Here is a 17,887-nt window from a genome sequence, read left to right as displayed (position 1 = left end):
ATTTACCGTAACAGTTCGGCTGACGAAAGCCTACCCGAGGGGGTGGTGTAAATCATGATGCTTGAGTTGAATGAATATGGTGAGAATGCAAAAGAACCTAAAGTAAAAAGGTTAAGCTGACGAACTTCTGAATGTACGGGTCTAGACTGGCAATACATAGAAATGTGTATATCACCTAATGTGAGGTTAGCAGTGGATGAGTAAGAATGACAATTATGAAAGTCCATGATGTGTTACAGGCATAAGAACGGCTAACAGGCTTACAGGAAGCACCTAAGTTCATTCTATAATAGATATAATTCAACGTTGTAAGCTGATAACGTGGAGGACTTACTTTCTATGAAGCGTTGATAAGGAAAGCAATAATGAGAATAGTTATTGTATAACTTTACTTTATATCAGTGAAAGTGGTGGCACAGTACCGATGAAAGGTCTAATCAACCCGAAAGGATAGCCACTAGACTAATGAAGATTCAATTAATCATGCAAGGCAAATCTTTATCGGTTAATAAGGTTCTCGTAAGACTAAAAGAGGTTTACCTCCCATGGGAGGCACCGACTTATTGAAACGGAAGAATTGAGACACGGAAGACGTTACGATTTCAGAAGTGTTGATGACTAAATCGAATTGGATTAGTTGGAACGCCGTATGAGGTGAAAGTCTCATGTACGGTGTGGACGGGGGGAAAAGGGAGCGATAACTTCAAACCCTTACCTATCTGTATGAATAAGTAAAAGCAAGCATTACATCAAATTTTTCACATATAATTCCATGTTGATATTTGAATATATGGAGGAGATATATAGAATGATTAGTGAAAAATTACAAAAGGATGTCATTGTTGTTGGTGGAGGACCAGCGGGCATGATGCTGGGTTTATTACTGGCTAAGGTTGGAGTTCAAGTAATCGTCTTGGAGAGCCACGATAATTTTGAACGTGAATACCGTGGAGAAGTGCTTCAGCCCCGTTTTATTCAATTGCTTAATCAATTGAAATTACGTGAGTATATCGAACAATTGCCTCATTCTAAGCTAAAGAAAGGTTCTTTTTATCATTATGATAAAAAGAAAGGTGACTTTGATTTCACTTCCATGATTGCAGAAGCACCTTATGCTCTCTGGATTCCTCAGCCTATTTTACTTCAAGCACTGTACAAAAAAGCAAAGGAATATCCAACATTTGATATGATGTTTCATGCCCCGGTAAAAAAACTGCTTGAGAAGGATGAAACAGTGACAGGAGTGGTTGTTGAGCGGGAAAATAAAGAGCTGCTTGAAATTCAGGCGAAAATAGTAGTCGGAGCTGATGGACGGTTTTCCACGATTCGTCGTTTAGGTGGTTTTGAATTAGAATATCAACATTATCCTGGTGATCTAATCTGGTTCAGTGTAAAACGGCCTTCTCATTGGGGAGAAGAATTACGATTTAAAATCACAGAGGGACACAGCTATATAACACTGCCGAAATACCCTGATTTACTTCAAGTAGGCATTGCTTTACCACGAGGTGAATGGAAAGAAACACAGCGACAAGGGATAGAAAATTTTCGTCAAGAAATTATGCATGCTAACAAAGGATTTCATGAATTTGCTGAATCTTTGGTTGACTTTAAACCATTCGTACCGCTTCAAGCTAAAAATCATATGGTTAAAACGTGGGCAAAGAATGGGTGCTTGCTGATCGGTGATGCTGCTCATTGTTCATCTCCTGTAGGAGCAATAGGAGTTTCATTAGCAGTAACTACAGCAGTTGTGGCGGCTGATGTTATTTGGGATGCGCTGCAAAAACGTGATGTCTCAGCTAAGGTTCTCAGTAGAGTCCAAGAAATTCGAAGAGAGGAGATTGAGGAAATTCACCAAATTCAAGAGCGAATGGGAAATTTGTTTTTTACTTCGTCAAAATTTGTCAAAGGAATCCGACCATACATCGTATCTGTTGCTTTCAAGACTCCCCTGTTTTCGATGATCCAGAAGAAGCTATTTGTCATGAAAAATCCTGTAGCCATTAATCCTGAATTTGTATTCGATAAATAACAAGATGACGATCTGCCTGTACCCCATATAGAGGTTTATTCAATTATTGGGAGCGTTTGTGTATAAGCTCAAAATCTTCTTGCTAACGATCCTTTTATAGAAGAAAAACACCCTGGGTACCAAAAAGGTGCCGAATGGGTGCCGAAATCTATATTATTTTATATTGTTGAGTGAATATTCTAGTGGGAAACAAACGTTTCGTTGTGCATTAATTAAGGTTAGATTGTATGATGTTCTCATGTAAAACTCCATGTTTAATCTGCCCCCGGGATCTTGTTAAGTGATTTATCTGCCTAAAATCCCACTCTTCAGTGAATTAGTCAAATGTAAAGAATAATGTATATCTATAGCAATTACCACTTTCTATAAAAATAAGGGAGTGGTTTTTTTAAAGCGGTTAGCATCCTCACATAACTATTAAGAATCGGAGCATTTTTTTTAAATCCTAAAAACTAATCCTTCAGTTTAGAACGACGTTTTCCTAATGCTTCTGCTGCTTTTTTAGCCTTTTCTTGACTTATATGGACATAAAGTAGAGCAGTAGTTTCTGATAAGTGACCTAGTTATTTCATAACAAATGATAATCTTTAGTTTCTTCCATTAAATTCATAGCATACGTCTAATGAGGGGACATGCTAACATTTCTAAAACACGCTAAGATTGTAAGAACTAATTATGATATATAAGGAATAGACTCCTTCACCATGCAAAGGAATTAAATGCAGAAGTATTTCTCCTACCATTTACCCGAACGGGAATTGCAGATTGGCTTTACTTACCTGATTTACTGTTCAACCTACGGTAATCAGTGGGAGTTAAAGTAGTTAACTTCTTAAACTGTCTCATAAAATGGACGTCATTTTGATAGCCGCATAAACTCGATATTTCCCCGACTGGCAAATCTGATTCAATTAAAAGCTCTTTGGCATAAGTAATGCGGCTTTCGATAACATCCGACATACAGGAGATGAAAAAGGTATCTTTATAAATATTTTGTAAATAGCCACAGCTTATATGCAGCTTATCAGCCATTAATGGTATTGACCAGTTGTTTTGCGGATTGCTGTATATTTCACTTCGTAGTTTTATTAGTTCATCATGAATTTTTGAGTGCCAGGGTTGAAAGACTTTCGTCTCCATCTGTTCTTTTGCCTTTACGAATAAAATCTGCATCAAATATTCAATGGTTTGCTCCTTATAAGGATTGTTTGAATAAAACTCATTTGCCATTTTTTGAATCAAATCGGATATATAAAAATGATTTGAGATATACAATGGGGTATTTAGCGTAATTGGGTATTGATTAAGAAAGACCGGATCAAATTCAAAATGTATCCAATCATTTTTGTATTCATCTCCACTTGCCCTGTACTCATGAGGGTCATTCCTATCATAGATTATCAGAGTATTAGAGGGTGTAGATATCGATTCTCCATTTATAATAAAAACTGCCGGAGATTTTACTAGCAATAGAAGACACCATTCATACCCATTAGGACGATTAACGGAAAAGCTGTTTCCATGTGTAGTATTACAACCCATGCGCAGAATTTTAAACATATCGTCATCACCTTAGAATATATCAGTTTTGTCTTATTATATGTTATTGAAAGTAAGACTGCAATGTATTATATTTTAACCATTATCAAGTACTTGATATTTAGTTACTATCTTATTTTTTATCAGTATTAATATTACCGGTATACTGATGTATTGTTAATTATCATTGATAAGAAGAAGTTTATGGAGGAAATTCATGAATACGAGATTGTTTCAAAATCACTATGTACGTAAAGAAATCACTCTTGACCCTGTCTGGGATTTTCACACCCTGAATTCGGAGGAGAAAAAACAGGAGGAATTCAAGATGCTTGTTCCGGGTTGCTGGGAGAGCAATCCCAAGCTGGTGTCTTATAGGGGAAAGGGGGTGTATTCTAAGAAAGTAACCTTTGGCGGTAATGTCCGTCTGGTATTCAAAGGAATCAGCCACACGGCATATGTCTACCTGGACAAAAAACAGGTTGCATACCATTACAATGCTTATACAGAATTTAGCGTATTATTACAGGGTATCCCCTATGGTGAGCATTTACTGGAGGTTAAGGTGGATAATTCTTTTCATGAGGAGTCTGCTCTGCATGTGAGCAATGATTATTATTCTTATGGAGGAATCATCCGTCCTGTAGTAATGGAAGAGATTGGCGAAATGTTTATTAAATATGTCCACTTTATTCCATATTGGGAAAATGGGAAATGGTATGCATCAATCAGTGCCTCTTTAAGTAATCTTTCCAATGAGCAAAAAAATGTAACGCTGCAGATTAAGATCGGAGATGAGGCGGTTGTTTCCTTTGCTGATAGAGTACTTCTACCTAATGCTGAAACACTATTGGAGAATACCTTTGAATTTCCTTCTGCTATTACATATACATTGGAAAATCCTAAAGTGTACATGATGGATGCTAAGCTTTTGTACAATGATAAAGCAGTGGACGATCTGATAGACAGAGTAGGCTTTCGTGATATAAAAGTCGACGGAAAAGATATATTGTTAAATGGGAAAAAAGTTATCATCAAAGGCGTGAACCGCCATGAAGACTATGCGGAATTTGGATGTGCGATACCCATTGAAGCAATGTATCGTGATATCGAAATTATTAAGTCATTAGGTGCAAATTGCATCCGAACTAGTCATTATCCAAATGATGAGCGTTTCCTAGATTTATGTGATGAAAATGGCATTCTTGTATGGGAAGAGGCTCATGCAAGAGGCCTAAGTGAAGAACAGATGAAACACAAAAACTTTGAAAAACAAAGTTTGGATTGTATTAGAGAAATGATTGAAAATCATATAAACCATCCATCTATCTATGTATGGGGTATATTAAATGAATGTGTGAGCAACACGGAGTTTGGAAGATCCTGCTATGCCAAGCAGTTTGAACTTATTAAGAGCTTGGATTCCAGCCGTCCCGTATCCTTTGCTAGTCTTGAAGGTTATATAGGCTCAGATTTGTGCCTTGATCTGGTTGATATTGTATCTTTTAATATCTATCCACGCTGGTATCATGATACACCAGTAGAAGATGCTTTGAACACTCTTAAAAATTTCGTTAATAATACGGGTGGAGCAGGTAAACCATTACTGATTAGTGAAATAGGAGCGGGCGCAATTTATGGTAATAGGAGTAATAACCAGGAAAAGTGGACTGAAGAATATCAGCAGTATGCTTTAACTGAACAACTAACTTCGATTTTATCCGATGAGGATTTAAGTGGTGTGATTATCTGGCAGTATGCAGATTGCAGGGTAGACAAGGGCTGGTTTCATGTAAGGCCAAAATCCCAGAATAATAAGGGATTAGTAGATATCTATCGAAGAGAAAAGCTTGCTTATAATAAAGTAAAGGAGATATTCAATTCTTATCTGGAGTAGTGTTGTAAATAAGAAAAAGTCCGTGAACTCTAGATTTTTCTATAAAAAAGACCTATTAAACCAAGTAAAGAGGGAGATTTAATAAACATTTTCCATTAAATTAGAAATAATTTCTGTATTAGGTCCTTTAGAACAACATGAAAAGGTGTTAACTGATGAAACTATCAAACATAGGCTCGCTACTCATAGTACTTCACGTAATTTTAGAAACTATTGGTTTAGAAATTCTGAGGGATTTGAAGAGTTTTCAAGTCTTGTAGCAAGTACATGGCCTGGAATGGAATAGAGTTACCAAGAAGAAACGATATGATGTCAAACCAAATTACAATATTCTGTAAGGGCTTCCAACTTTAGTGTCAATTATTAACTATATCTTTAGATATAAAGAATCGACTTAATTAATAGTCGATGAATCTGAAGTTTACTTACATCTGGATGTTCAAAAGACAACTTTTAAGCGTCAACAAAAAGTGATCAGATTTAAATTTAAGAATGTAGATAGTTTCAAGGAAAGAATTACTTAAATTATTAAGGGAAGAAGTACAGTTGCTCTAATTGACCTTCTTTCTTTCATGAAGTTAATAACAAGAAAAAGGGGGAGATGTACAAATGAAAAAATTGAAAAAGTTATGTTTTCTCTTGTTTGTTATTGTTTCATTCACATTAGCTGGTTGTCAAAACAATAGGTCGAATGCAGTCGATGATGGGGCATTAACAATTTGGAGCACGTGGATGACTCCTAGTTCAACAGTCAAAGACTATAAGGAATCACCTTTTCATCAAAACCTAGCAAAAGAATCAGGTGTTAATTTAAAATGGCAATTCCCAACTGAAGGGTCAGACTGGAACCAGGCATTTAATTTATTGCTTTCTGAAAAAGAATTGCCAGATCTGATTTATTATGGTTGGATGGGAATCGCTGACAAATACATTAAAGAAGGGGCTATACGAGATTTAACAAAAGACATCAAGGAAAAGTCGCCTAATTATTGGGAATTCCTACAAGAACATCCTGAGTTTGATCGTGCGATGAAAACAGATGATGGAAAGTATTATATGTTTGGCTTTTTTAGAGAACAGCCTTATCAAGCTTCTTACATGGGACCAATGATACGTCAAGATTGGCTAGATGAACAGAACTTACCAATGCCAAAAAACATTGCAGATTGGACGAAAACCATTGAAATTTTCAATAAGGCTTATGGTGCTCAGTTAACCTTCCAAACAGGTTGGCGTATGAGTCCGGGATTTGCTGGTGCCTTTGGTGCTTATGGATCGTTTGAAACTCGGTATTTCATTGATAAGAATGGCAAAGTTCAGTTGGCACAAACTCAGCCTGAATGGAAAAACTATATGGCTTGGTTAAACGAATTATATAAGAAGAATTTAATTGATCATGACTTTGCAACAATTGATGATCAAGGGGTGAAAACAAAAGCATCTCAAGACAAAATTGGTACAACTATCATGAATTCCTCAACTTTATTAGCTATGAATACAGATGCAAAAACAAATAAAACTGGTGCCAAGTGGGTAGGGGCACCCTATCCGAATCAAGCTGACAGGACAAAATCAGCATCAATCTTTACAGAAGATTTATATAACGCACAGGGAATTGCAATTTCAACATCAATTCCAGACGAAAAATTGGATGAGGCCTTTAAATTCTTAGACTGGGCTTACACTGAAGAAGGAATGCTTTACTGGAATTTTGGTAAAGAAGGAGAGAGTTGGGAAATGGTGGATGGGCAACCAACATTTACTGACTTAATTACGAAAAATAAGTTAGGAAAAGATGAAGCAATTGCTCTTTATACAGGTAACTGGTTATCAGGACAAGGTGTTCAACTCTCGAGATTTATTGAACAACGTATGGATGAACCATCATTTAATGCATCTCACTTATGGTCAAATGGTCAAGAGGAAGCAATCAAATCCAATTTCCCCGCAGCCGTTTCTATGACATCAGAGGAACGAAAAGAAGCCTCTAACCTTGAAAATACGATTAACACTTATGTTAAGGAACAAGCATTAAAATTCGTAACTGGGGAAGAAAGCCTAGACAAGTTTGATCATTTTGTTAAGGAATTAAATAAACAAGGCTTGGAACGCCTATTAGAAATACGTCAAGAAGCATATGAGCGTTATTTGAAGCGATAAACTTCCATAAGCTGATACCTATTTATTAAGGTCATCAGCTTTTTAAAAAATTATGAATATTATGGATGGAATGTGTTCGTGCGGAATTTGAAACCTACGGATCAGTAGTATTGCGTGGTAGAGAGAAACAGATATGGTTGAGGGTGTAACAATTCAACACAAGGCTGAAGTATAACATATGATTCTAAGAAAAGTTGAAATGGCAAGTGCGGTTGAACTTTATGAGTATGAAAGTTGTTTTGGGTGTGGAAAAGTAATTGTCCAAACGATTCAACAACTGGCGATGTCGTTCTTAGCTAGTAGAAGAATCACAAAAGTATGATTGATGAAAGGAGTAAAAATATTGATGGACAGCAAACTAGCAGTAGACGATAACCTAGCAATAGACGATAATCCAAAAGTCAGTTTTTACCGAAAGTTAAAGAAAGATTTCCAACTTAATAAAATAAAGTATTTAATGGTGTTGCCTGTAATAATTTACTTCCTCATTTTTGCTTATAAACCGATGTATGGGTTACTAATGGTATTTCAAGATTTTAGTCCTCGTCTAGGGATTTCGGGAAGTACATGGGTTGGGTTTGAAAATTTTAAGCGATTTTTCGCAGATCCGAGTGCTTGGCGCATCGTTCGTAACACATTTAATATTAGCATTTGGAGTTTAGTATTTGGTTTTCCAGCACCAATTCTTTTAGCACTTTTGATTAATGAAATTAGAAATAAGTTTTTTAAACGTGTTGTACAAACTGTTTCATATATGCCTTACTTTATCTCCATAGTTGTTTTATGCAGTCTAATCAAGTTTTTTACACAATCCGATGGATTAATTCCAGAACTTTTAAGTTTTTTCGGTTTTGAAAAGACAAATCTATTGGCCGAACCGAAAGCTTTTGTCCCAATTTATGTTATTTCAGATATATGGCAAACTATTGGCTGGGATTCAATTATCTACTTAGCAGCCCTATCTGGAATTGATCAAGAACAATTTGAAGCTGCAAGGATTGATGGTGCAAGCAAATTACAACAGATATTCCACATCACGCTTCCAGGATTGAAAACAACAATTATTATCTTGCTGATCTTGCGAATGGGGTCTTTGCTTAACATGGGCTTTGAAAAGATCTTGCTTCTTTACTCTCCATCAACTTATTCAGTGGCAGATGTTATTTCAACTTATGTTTATCGTATGGGTATCTTAAATGCTGATTATAGCTATGCAGCAGCAATTGGATTACTAAATACATTAGTTAACGTTGTTTTGTTGTTAATAACCAACAGATTAGCAAAGAAATTCACAGGTTCTGGCCTATTCTAAAAGAAAGGTGTTGATTATATGTTTAGAAAACGAAATAAAGGAGCATTGCGAGAAAGTAAAGGAGATCGGATTTTCTCTTATGTGAATAATTTTTTAATGATATTAGTAATTATCGCTTGCTTTTACCCTATATGGTATGTTATTTGTGCTTCATTCTCCAGTTCAAGCGCGATTAACGCAAATATTGGGAAACTAATTTTTCCAAAAGATTTTACTCTAGGGGCATATTCTAAAGCGTTTAGCCATCCATTGATTGTCTCTGGTTTTCGAAATATCTTCTTGATGTTATTAATTTCCCTACCTATCAACATGATAATGACAATTCTGTGCGGATATTTTATGGCTTCAAAAAATGTGATGTGGAAAAACGCTATCGTTTCTTTTTTCATGTTCACGATGTTTTTCCATGGTGGCTTAATTCCAAGCTTCTTGAATCAAAAAGAATTGGGGTTGTATAACAATATTTGGGCGTTAATTATCCCAGGTGCACTAAGCTTATATAATGCGATAATTTGTAAATCGGCAATTGAAGGGATTCCCGATAGCTTGGTGGAATCAGCAAAAATTGATGGTGCTGGGGATCTTACAATTCTAGGGAAAATTATAGTACCAGTAATCAAACCGACTTTGGCAGTTTTGTTGCTGTATTATTCTGTGGGTTTATGGAACAATTGGTTTAATGCATCCATTTATATTGCAGATAATGATTTATTACCAATCCAAAATATTTTAAGAGCGGTTTTATTAGAAAATAATGCATCGCTAAATCAAGGGGCTGCTAGTGCGGATGTTGTTAACCAATTTGCTGAAACAATTAAGTATGCAGCTATTTGTATCTCAACTATTCCAATTTTATGTATCTATCCGTTCCTGCAAAAATACTTCGTTAAGGGAGTTATGATTGGTTCCGTAAAAGGTTAGGAGGTACCAAATGCTGAAGCATTTCATTGATTCAAATAGTAAACTTTATAAGTTTTCATCCTATCTGATGGATTTGTTTACATTAAATCTTTTGTTTTTACTGACATCTTTACCAATTATTACAATTGGTTCTAGTACATTAGCTCTTTATAGAGTTACGATGAAAATGGCTGAAGGAAAATTGAATTTTCCTACAAAAACTTATTTTCTTGAATTCAAGGACAACTTTATTCGTGGAAATACTATTGGACTGATCCTGATTTTATATGGGTCTTTGTTAGTTGTTGCAATAAGGTTGTTACAAATTCTACCGATTATTTCGTTTATTATCGTAGGGATTGGTATTCTCATTGCGTTGATTACCTTTGTAGTATTTTGTCTCTTTATTTTTCCTTACACGGCTCGTTATGAGAATTCATTGTTTGGCAGTTTTCGTGTCGTATTACAGGTTTCTTCATTAAATCCAAAAATAACACTCGGTTTACTAATCTTTTTAATCGCAATGGTGGCAATTATTTCATTGGATTCGTTTTGGTTAATCTTTGTCTCCTTCTTCTTTTTTATGGTTGGTTTTGCAACAGTTAGCTTAGGAATCTCCCATATTGCTTTGAAGCTTTTTACTCCATATGAGTAAGGAACAAAATCTGACATTTTATAAGGAAGATCCAGTATTGTCATTGATTCAAAGTATAATTGATTGAACTTGACGCTACTGGATTTTTATATGAAGGAAAAAAGTTATGAAAATAGTAATTATTACTCTTAGAATAATAGATAGAGAATTTCTGATGCTCTTAATTTACTTACTCTTTCAGTTTTGACCTTCTTTTACCAAGAGCTCTGCTGCTTTTTTAGCCTTTTCTTGCTTGTATGTTCATAAAGTAACGCAGTTCTAGTTGTTCTATAACAAATGATAAATCTTTAGTTTCTTCCATTAAATTAGTAGCATACCTGTGCCTTAGCTAATGAGGGGACATGCTAACATTTCCGGTATTAAATGCTTTTGTATACTTTCTTACTAAATCTTGAATAAGCCGAATCGAAAGTGGGGAGGAAGAGCCCTTATATTTTGCTAAAATAAATATTCATTCTCAGCATCTGTACTACCATATCGCTCTTTTCTGACATTTAGATATTCTTTAATGTCTTCCATAACCTCGGAAAATACCTGTACGTTATCCGTTTTATCTCCTTTACGAATAACTCGTATCTGATTATCTGTAAAATTTAGATCCCGTATTCTTAAATCTGCTATTTCATTTACTCTTATTCCGCTACCAGGGAAAATGGATAATATGGCATAATCACGCTCTTTATCACGAAGAAAATAGCTCTTTTGATGTTCCGATAACCCATGTTCATACTCATTCTTTATAAAATAAAGGAAGTCAATATCCTTATCTTCATGAAAGATGACATTTGAAAGGTTTCTGCTACGTTCATTTAAGCTTCTTTTTGTTTTATTACAGGAATTTTTAACATTACATTTCGGTGAAACAATGAGAATCAATGAGAATGATAGATTCATTAAATTGTCCAACCTTCTACATAAAACTGGGTTTAATCTATAGAAAAAGTAAAAAGTCCTTTTTCGGTACGAAAATATGTCGGAAAAAAGGACTTTTCCCTATTTTCGGAGTATTCTTATAAGTATAGTTATCGCAAAGGATTGGGGATTAGATATGGGGAATTTTAGGAAGTACATAAAAAAATACTGGAAGCCGTTTAGCGTTGCCGTGCTGTTTCTTACGCTAGAGGCGGTTTGTGATTTGCTCCAGCCTACGATTATGGCCAAAATCGTAGATGTTGGAGTCATGAATAGGGATTTAAATTATGTATTAAAAATGGGGGCTGTGATGCTTGGGGTTACCTTGTTAGGTGCAGTTGCTGCCTCAACAAGAAGCATCCTGGCAAGCATCACGTCGCAAAATTTTGGAACAGAATTACGTTTTGATCTATTTCAAAAAATTCAGCATCTCTCTTTTAAACATATTAATCGCTATGATCGCGCCTCACTGATTACGAGATTAACGAATGATGTGACACAGCTGCAAATGTTTGTAAATGGTCTCATGAGGTTATTTGCAAAGGCTCCTTTATTAGCAATCGGCGGTTTAATCATGGCAACCATGTTGGATATCCATTTATCTGTTGTGTTGGCTGTTGTTGTTCCAATGGTTGCGCTGTTAATTATCGTCAACATGAGAATTAGCTTACCTCTCTTTACAAAAGTCCAAGATGCCCTGGACAAGGTGAATGGCGTGATGAGGGAATATTTATCAGGTGTTCGGGTCGTAAAGGCCTTCAATCGTTTTGATTATGAAATTGATAAATTTGCTGGATTTAATGAAGATTTTCAAGACAAATCGATTGCAGCAACTCGAGTAATCGCTACCTTTTCTCCAATGATTATGCTTGTCATGAATTTAGGGATTGTTGTTGTCCTCTGGTATGGGGGCTTTGGGGTTGAGGCAGGAACGGTCCAGGTTGGAAATGTTATCGCTTTCACGAACTACATGACGCAAATTCTTTTTTCGTTAATGATCATTTCAATGGTTTTCAATATGTATGTAAGAGCAAAAACGTCGGCAAACCGGATTGGTGAAGTCTTAGCTGAGGAAGATGATATGGCATGGAAGCATGAATCGCTCCCTTCCACTAACAAGGGAGGAAGAATTGATTTTAACAATGTCTCCTTTTCCTATGAGGGAGCAGCTGGTGACCCTGTTCTTAAAAACATTACCTTTACATGCATGCCGGGAGAAACAGTTGGCATTATCGGCTCGACCGGATCAGGAAAAAGCAGTCTGATTGGGCTTATTCCACGCTTTTACGATATCACAGCAGGGATGATTAAATTAAATGGTGAAGATATCAGGAACATAAACCCGAAAGTATTACGAGAGATGGTCGCCATTGTTCCTCAGAAAGCTACCTTATTTACTGGGACAATTATCGAAAATATGCGCTGGGGAAAAGAAGATGCTTCTTTGGAGGAAATCGAATTAGCCGCAAAAATCGCCGATGCCCATCAATTTATCAAAGAGTCTCCAGAAGGATATGAATCACGAATCGGCCAAGGCGGGGTTAATTTCTCAGGCGGGCAAAAACAGCGACTATCGATTGCCAGAGCACTGGTGAAGAGGCCCGACATCCTAATCCTGGACGATAGTACAAGTGCAGTCGATGTCGCAACAGAAGCAAGGATCAAGGAATCGTTGAAAAAATATGCGCAAGGACTAACCTGTCTGCTCATTGCCCAACGGATTTCATCCGTCGTTGATGCTGACCGAATTATTGTCTTAGATGATGGCGAAATCGTGGGCAATGGGAAGCATACTGAATTACTAAATAGCTGCCTTACCTACCAAGAAATTTATCAGTCACAGTTCGGCAAGGAGGTGCTGTGAAATGGCAGAGAAAACGAATCAAGAGCAAAAGGTCAACAATGTCCCACAGATGCCAGGCCGTCCTGTTGGCGGAGGTGCTGCCCGTTTCGGGGGGCAGGTTGTAAAGCCAAAGGATTTTAAGGGGACGATTAAACGGCTCTGGTCCTATTTTGGGAAAGAGAGAAAGCTCTTAGCCACAGTATTCCTTTTAGTTTTATTCGATTCGGCTCTTGTCCTGTCGGCGCCCTACCTAATCGGAAAAGCTGTCGATGCCATGTCATTAGGAGAAACCGTTAATTTTGAATTACTCCATATTACGATTTTGACACTCGCAATCGCTTATCTCTCAAATGCGCTCCTGAATTTTTCCCAAGGCTGGTTGATGGCTGGTGTTGCCCAACGGATTGTAAAGAGGTTAAGAAGCCATTTGTTTAAGAAGCTGCAAAAGCTTCCCGTGTCTTTCTTTGATTCACGTACACATGGAGAGATGATGAGCAGGCTGACAAATGATATTGATAACGTGAGTAATTCCATTTCACAATCAACAACTCAATTGATGTCTGGTTCCATCGTCATAATTGGTTCACTGATTATGATGGTTGCCTTAAGTCCAATCTTAACCTTAGCCAGCTTAGTGACCGTACCTTTGGTCTTTTTGCTGACACGAACGATCGCAAGGAAAACAAGGGTGCTGTTTCGAAACCAGCAGAAGGAATTAGGAACGCTTAATGGACAAATTGAAGAAACGATTTCTGGTTTAGAGGTCGTCAAAGCCTTTAATCACGAAGAAAAGGCCATTGCCGAATTTCAAGAAGTTAATACAAGACTGCGAAAAGTGGGAACAAGCGCACAAATATGGGCAGGATTTTTGATGCCCATCATGAATGTCATTAATAACTTTGGATTTACGATCGTGGCGGTAGTCGGGGGTTATTTGGCTGTTGAAAATATGATTACAATTGGTGTTATTGCGAGCTTCATTACATACTCACGGCAATTTGTAAGACCGTTAAATGAACTGGCGAATATCTTTAATATCCTGCAGTCAGGTGTTGCAGGGGCAGAAAGAGTATTTGAAATCCTCGATGGCGAGGAGGAGCCTGAGGATCGGCCAGATGCCATTCCGCTCGTCAATCCTAAGGGAATCGTAGAATTTAAGAATGTTAGCTTTGGTTACCGAAATGATGTCCCGATCTTAAAAAATGTAAGCTTTACCTCAGCTGCCGGCAGCAGCACAGCTCTGATTGGACCAACCGGTGCAGGCAAAACAACGATTGTTAACCTATTAACAAGATTTTATGATGTGACAGATGGGCAAATCTTCATTGATGGAAGAGATATCAGAGAATATACAAGAGATAGTTTGAGAAAATGCTTTGGTATTGTGCTTCAGGACACGTATTTGTTCTCAGGTACTATTATGGAAAATATCAAATACAGCAAACCTGAAGCAACAGATGAAGAAGTACATGCAGCAGCTCGTATGGCCAACGCCGATTTATTTATCAATCGTTTGCCGAACGGGTATGAATCAAAGCTATCAGAAAATGGCGGAAATCTTAGCCATGGGCAAAAGCAATTATTAGCGATCGCCAGGGTAATCCTCAGCAAACCATCCTTGCTCATCCTTGATGAAGCAACGAGCAGCATTGATACCCGTACTGAATTACAGATCCAAGATGCCCTGGCAAAGGTCATGGAAAAACGAACAAGCTTTGTCATTGCACACAGACTCAATACCATTCGTGATGTCGATACGATTATGGTCATTCAAAACGGAGAAATTGCTGAAAAAGGAAACCATGACGAACTCATGGCCCAACATGGAGTCTATTATCAAATGATTTCTAATCAATACAAATCCTTACAGGAAGTTGAAAATTATTAAAGCCTTAGCCCTGTGATGTGGTTGTAATGAAGTTCTGGGGCTTGGTGTTTTACAACAACTAGATCTAAATCAATAGATTATAAGATAAAAATTTTTCTTTGACGAAAACTATTTTAGGTTGATTACAGCGGAAGTGCTAGACTCCTGCGGGAGCAGCGGGACAGTCGAGACCCCGCAGGCTGTAAGCCGAGGAGGCACACCGCCCGCCCCGCGGAAAGCGAGCAACTGGAGCGGAAATCAACCAGCACAATACTTGGAAAATAGAATCAGATATTAATAACTTAGTTCCACATAAAATCCCTAAAAGAAAAGGAGTTAACTGTAAAGATGAAATCGAATTATTTATACCATCCACATCCTTCTCAAAGAATGACCACCTTTTCAAGAAATGGCATGGTTGCGACATCCCAACCATTAGCTGCAGAAGCAGGCTTGCAAATCCTGAAAAAAGGCGGTAATGCGGTTGATGCTGCCATTGCTACTGCCGCTTGCCTGACAGTAGTCGAACCAACCTCAAATGGAATTGGCGGAGACGCATTTGCCTTGGTTTGGATGAAGGGAACATTATTCGGCTTAAATTCCAGCGGTCCTGCACCTAAAAGCATATCGATTGAAGCTGTCAAAGAACGTGGTCATGAAGTCATGCCCAAATACGGATGGGTTCCCGTGACGGTTCCCGGTGCACCGGGCGCTTGGGCAGAGCTCTCAAAAACATTTGGGAAGCTGCCTTTGATCGAGGTCTTACAGCCTGCAATTGAATATGCAGAAAAAGGCTTTCCTGTTTCACCTGTAACTGGATTCAATTGGAATAAAGCATACGAAAAATTCAAACGAGAATGTCAATCGGATGAATTCATCCCTTGGTTTGACACCTTTGCCCCTGGAGGAAAACCGCCAGCAATCGGTGAAATATGGAAGTCTCATGGTCATGCAGAAACGTTGTATTCAATTGGTGAAACAAATGGAGAAAGCTTTTATCGCGGAGAACTTGCTGACAAAATCGCTGCCTCATCCCATACATTTAAAGGCTTTCTTACGAAAGAAGATCTAGCAGCTTTTCAGCCAGAATGGGTGGATCCGATAAAAGTCAATTACCGCGGATATGATGTATGGGAAATCCCGCCAAATGGCCAAGGCCTGATCGCCTTATCAGCTCTGAATATTTTAAGGGGATTTGATTTTCCCGAAGCGGAGTCAGTTGATTGCTACCATAAACAACTTGAGGCTATGAAACTAGCGTTTGTCGATGGGCAGAAATATATTACGGAGCATCAGCAAATGTCCGTTCGAGTAGAGGATCTATTATCCGAAGAGTATGGGAAACAGCGAAGAGAATTAATTGGTGACAAAGCCATTACCCCTGAGCCAGGTACACCTCCTAGAGGAGGAACGGTTTATTTAGCTGCTGCAGATGGAGAAGGGAATATGGTTTCCTTCATTCAAAGTAATTATATGGGCTTTGGTTCAGGTATAGTTGTACCGGAAACAGGAATTTCCTTACAAAACAGAGGAAATAATTTTTCCTTAGATCCTGCTCATAGCAATTGTCTTAAAGGCGGAAAGCGTACCTATCATACGATTATTCCTGGATTTTTAACGAAGGACAATCAGCCGGTAGGACCGTTTGGCGTAATGGGCGGATTTATGCAGCCACAGGGTCATGTACAGGTTATCATGAACACCATTGATTTTCATATGAATCCACAGGTCGCCCTTGATGCCCCAAGATGGCAATGGGAAGGCGGAAAGGAAATCTTGGTCGAACCAGGTTTTCCGCTTCATCTCGCACAAGAATTGTCGCGAAAGGGGCATGAAATTAAAATCGCGCTTGATTCAGGCAGCTTTGGTCGCGGCCAAATCATCTGGAGAGATCCAGAAACCGGGGTCTTACAAGGCGGGACTGAATCGAGAACAGATGGAGCCATTGCAGCATATTGATCGTAAATTTCGATACCTATAAAAGCTGGCAAGGTAGTTAGTAGAATAGTAGATGCTAACCAATGTTCTACAATCGCGCCAACTTGTAAATGAACAGAAAAGAAAAAGCAGGATGTTTTGGAAAAATGTAGAATTTTAGGCAGAGATTGTTTTTAATTAACCAAACTTTTCGAAAGGTGGAGATTACGTTGAAACGAAATGAATTTCTTTTAAACGTCTTAGATTCTACATTCGATAAAGAGAGTTGGTATGCACCGTTTAGACATGCGATAGAAGGACTTACAGCTGAACAGGCTGGCTGGAAACCATCTGGAGAGGCCACTACATCTATTTGGGAGAATGTGAATCATCTTACCTATTACAAAGAAAGACTTGCGGCAAACTTGGAAGGACGGGAATGGACACAACATCTCGACGGAGATGAAACCTTTTTTCTGACCGATCAATCAAATGATGATAAGGAATGGAAGAAAGTCGTTGAACGTTCCGAAAACGCGCAACTCAATTTACGACAGGCATTAAGTAACATTTCCGACGACGAGCTAACCCAACAGTCACTTGAGGGGAAATTACTTGACATTATGCTGCATGATGCTTATCATACAGGCCAAATTATGCAAGTAAGAAAAATGCAGGGGTCTTGGCCGTCAAAGCGTTGAACAAGTATAGAAATATTTTTATGAATTTAATAAAAAACCTATTGAAGCGTCTTTGATCCTTTTCAAAGACGCTTTTTTCAATTTTTGTAATCTTTTTGTAAATTAAGAACCCATTTAGAAGAAAAGAAGCCATCAAACTATTATGAGGT

Annotated in this window: 13 protein-coding genes; 11 read left to right on the top strand and 2 right to left on the bottom strand. The window is 37.8% G+C overall.

Annotation, left to right across the window (positions count from 1 at the left end; all coding sequences use genetic code 11):
* Positions 1–808 precede the first annotated feature (808 nt).
* Positions 809–2,035 (top strand): FAD-dependent monooxygenase, encoded by a 1,227-nt coding sequence (locus tag WQ54_RS15505; protein ID WP_084822097.1) that lies wholly within the window; start codon positions 809–811, stop codon positions 2,033–2,035.
* Between the two features lie 771 nt (positions 2,036–2,806).
* Here WQ54_RS15505 and WQ54_RS15500 read toward each other — a convergent pair.
* Entirely contained in the window at positions 2,807–3,595 is a 789-nt protein-coding gene (locus WQ54_RS15500; protein ID WP_046585224.1) for an AraC family transcriptional regulator, read from the bottom strand.
* 196 nt (positions 3,596–3,791) lie between these two features.
* On the opposite strand from WQ54_RS15500, the gene WQ54_RS15495 reads away from it, so the two are divergent.
* From WQ54_RS15495 to WQ54_RS15475, 6 genes are all read left to right on the top strand, one after another.
* Positions 3,792–5,471, top strand: coding sequence for a glycoside hydrolase family 2 protein (locus tag WQ54_RS15495; protein ID WP_046585222.1), 1,680 nt, complete (start codon positions 3,792–3,794; stop codon positions 5,469–5,471).
* A 609-nt stretch (positions 5,472–6,080) separates the two neighbouring features.
* A complete protein-coding gene (locus WQ54_RS15490) occupies positions 6,081–7,631 on the top strand; it encodes a hypothetical protein (RefSeq protein ID WP_046585220.1) in 1,551 nt (516 codons plus the stop codon).
* A gap of 178 nt (positions 7,632–7,809) precedes the next feature.
* The gene (locus tag WQ54_RS33640; RefSeq protein WP_156177970.1) at positions 7,810–7,953 is read left to right on the top strand and encodes a hypothetical protein; all 144 of its coding nucleotides are present in this window, start codon (positions 7,810–7,812) and stop codon (positions 7,951–7,953) included.
* A 24-nt stretch (positions 7,954–7,977) separates the two neighbouring features.
* Positions 7,978–8,943, top strand: a complete 966-nt coding sequence (locus tag WQ54_RS15485) for a sugar ABC transporter permease (protein ID WP_052737813.1) — start codon at positions 7,978–7,980, stop codon at positions 8,941–8,943.
* Positions 8,944–8,961: 18 nt separating this feature from the next.
* Complete coding sequence (locus WQ54_RS15480; RefSeq protein WP_046585218.1) at positions 8,962–9,864, top strand: carbohydrate ABC transporter permease; 903 nt, start codon at positions 8,962–8,964, stop codon at positions 9,862–9,864.
* A gap of 10 nt (positions 9,865–9,874) precedes the next feature.
* The gene (locus WQ54_RS15475) at positions 9,875–10,498 is read left to right on the top strand and encodes a DUF624 domain-containing protein (RefSeq protein WP_046585216.1); all 624 of its coding nucleotides are present in this window, start codon (positions 9,875–9,877) and stop codon (positions 10,496–10,498) included.
* Between the two features lie 438 nt (positions 10,499–10,936).
* Here WQ54_RS15475 and WQ54_RS15470 read toward each other — a convergent pair whose 3' ends face one another.
* Positions 10,937–11,392: a tyrosine-type recombinase/integrase gene (locus tag WQ54_RS15470; RefSeq protein WP_052737812.1), complete on the bottom strand. Its 456-nt coding sequence runs from the start codon at positions 11,390–11,392 to the stop codon at positions 10,937–10,939.
* 154 nt (positions 11,393–11,546) lie between these two features.
* Here WQ54_RS15470 and WQ54_RS15465 point away from each other — a divergent pair, with 154 nt between their 5' ends.
* The 4 genes from WQ54_RS15465 (at position 11,547) to WQ54_RS15450 (ending at position 17,738) form a co-directional block, all read left to right on the top strand.
* The gene (locus WQ54_RS15465) at positions 11,547–13,274 is read left to right on the top strand and encodes an ABC transporter ATP-binding protein (protein WP_046585215.1); all 1,728 of its coding nucleotides are present in this window, start codon (positions 11,547–11,549) and stop codon (positions 13,272–13,274) included.
* 49 nt (positions 13,275–13,323) lie between these two features.
* Positions 13,324–15,141: an ABC transporter ATP-binding protein gene (locus WQ54_RS15460; protein WP_231597543.1), complete on the top strand. Its 1,818-nt coding sequence runs from the start codon at positions 13,324–13,326 to the stop codon at positions 15,139–15,141.
* Between the two features lie 327 nt (positions 15,142–15,468).
* On the top strand, positions 15,469–17,079 hold the full coding sequence (locus WQ54_RS15455; RefSeq protein ID WP_046585211.1) for a gamma-glutamyltransferase family protein: 1,611 nt from the start codon (positions 15,469–15,471) through the stop codon (positions 17,077–17,079).
* A gap of 188 nt (positions 17,080–17,267) precedes the next feature.
* Complete coding sequence (locus WQ54_RS15450) at positions 17,268–17,738, top strand: DinB family protein (protein WP_046585209.1); 471 nt, start codon at positions 17,268–17,270, stop codon at positions 17,736–17,738.
* Positions 17,739–17,887: the final 149 nt, after the last annotated feature.

It is taken from the genome of Bacillus sp. SA1-12 (assembly GCF_000981385.1).
Classification (GTDB): Bacteria; Bacillota; Bacilli; order Bacillales; family Bacillaceae; genus Metabacillus.
This window is presented reverse-complemented; position numbering and strand designations above follow the sequence as displayed.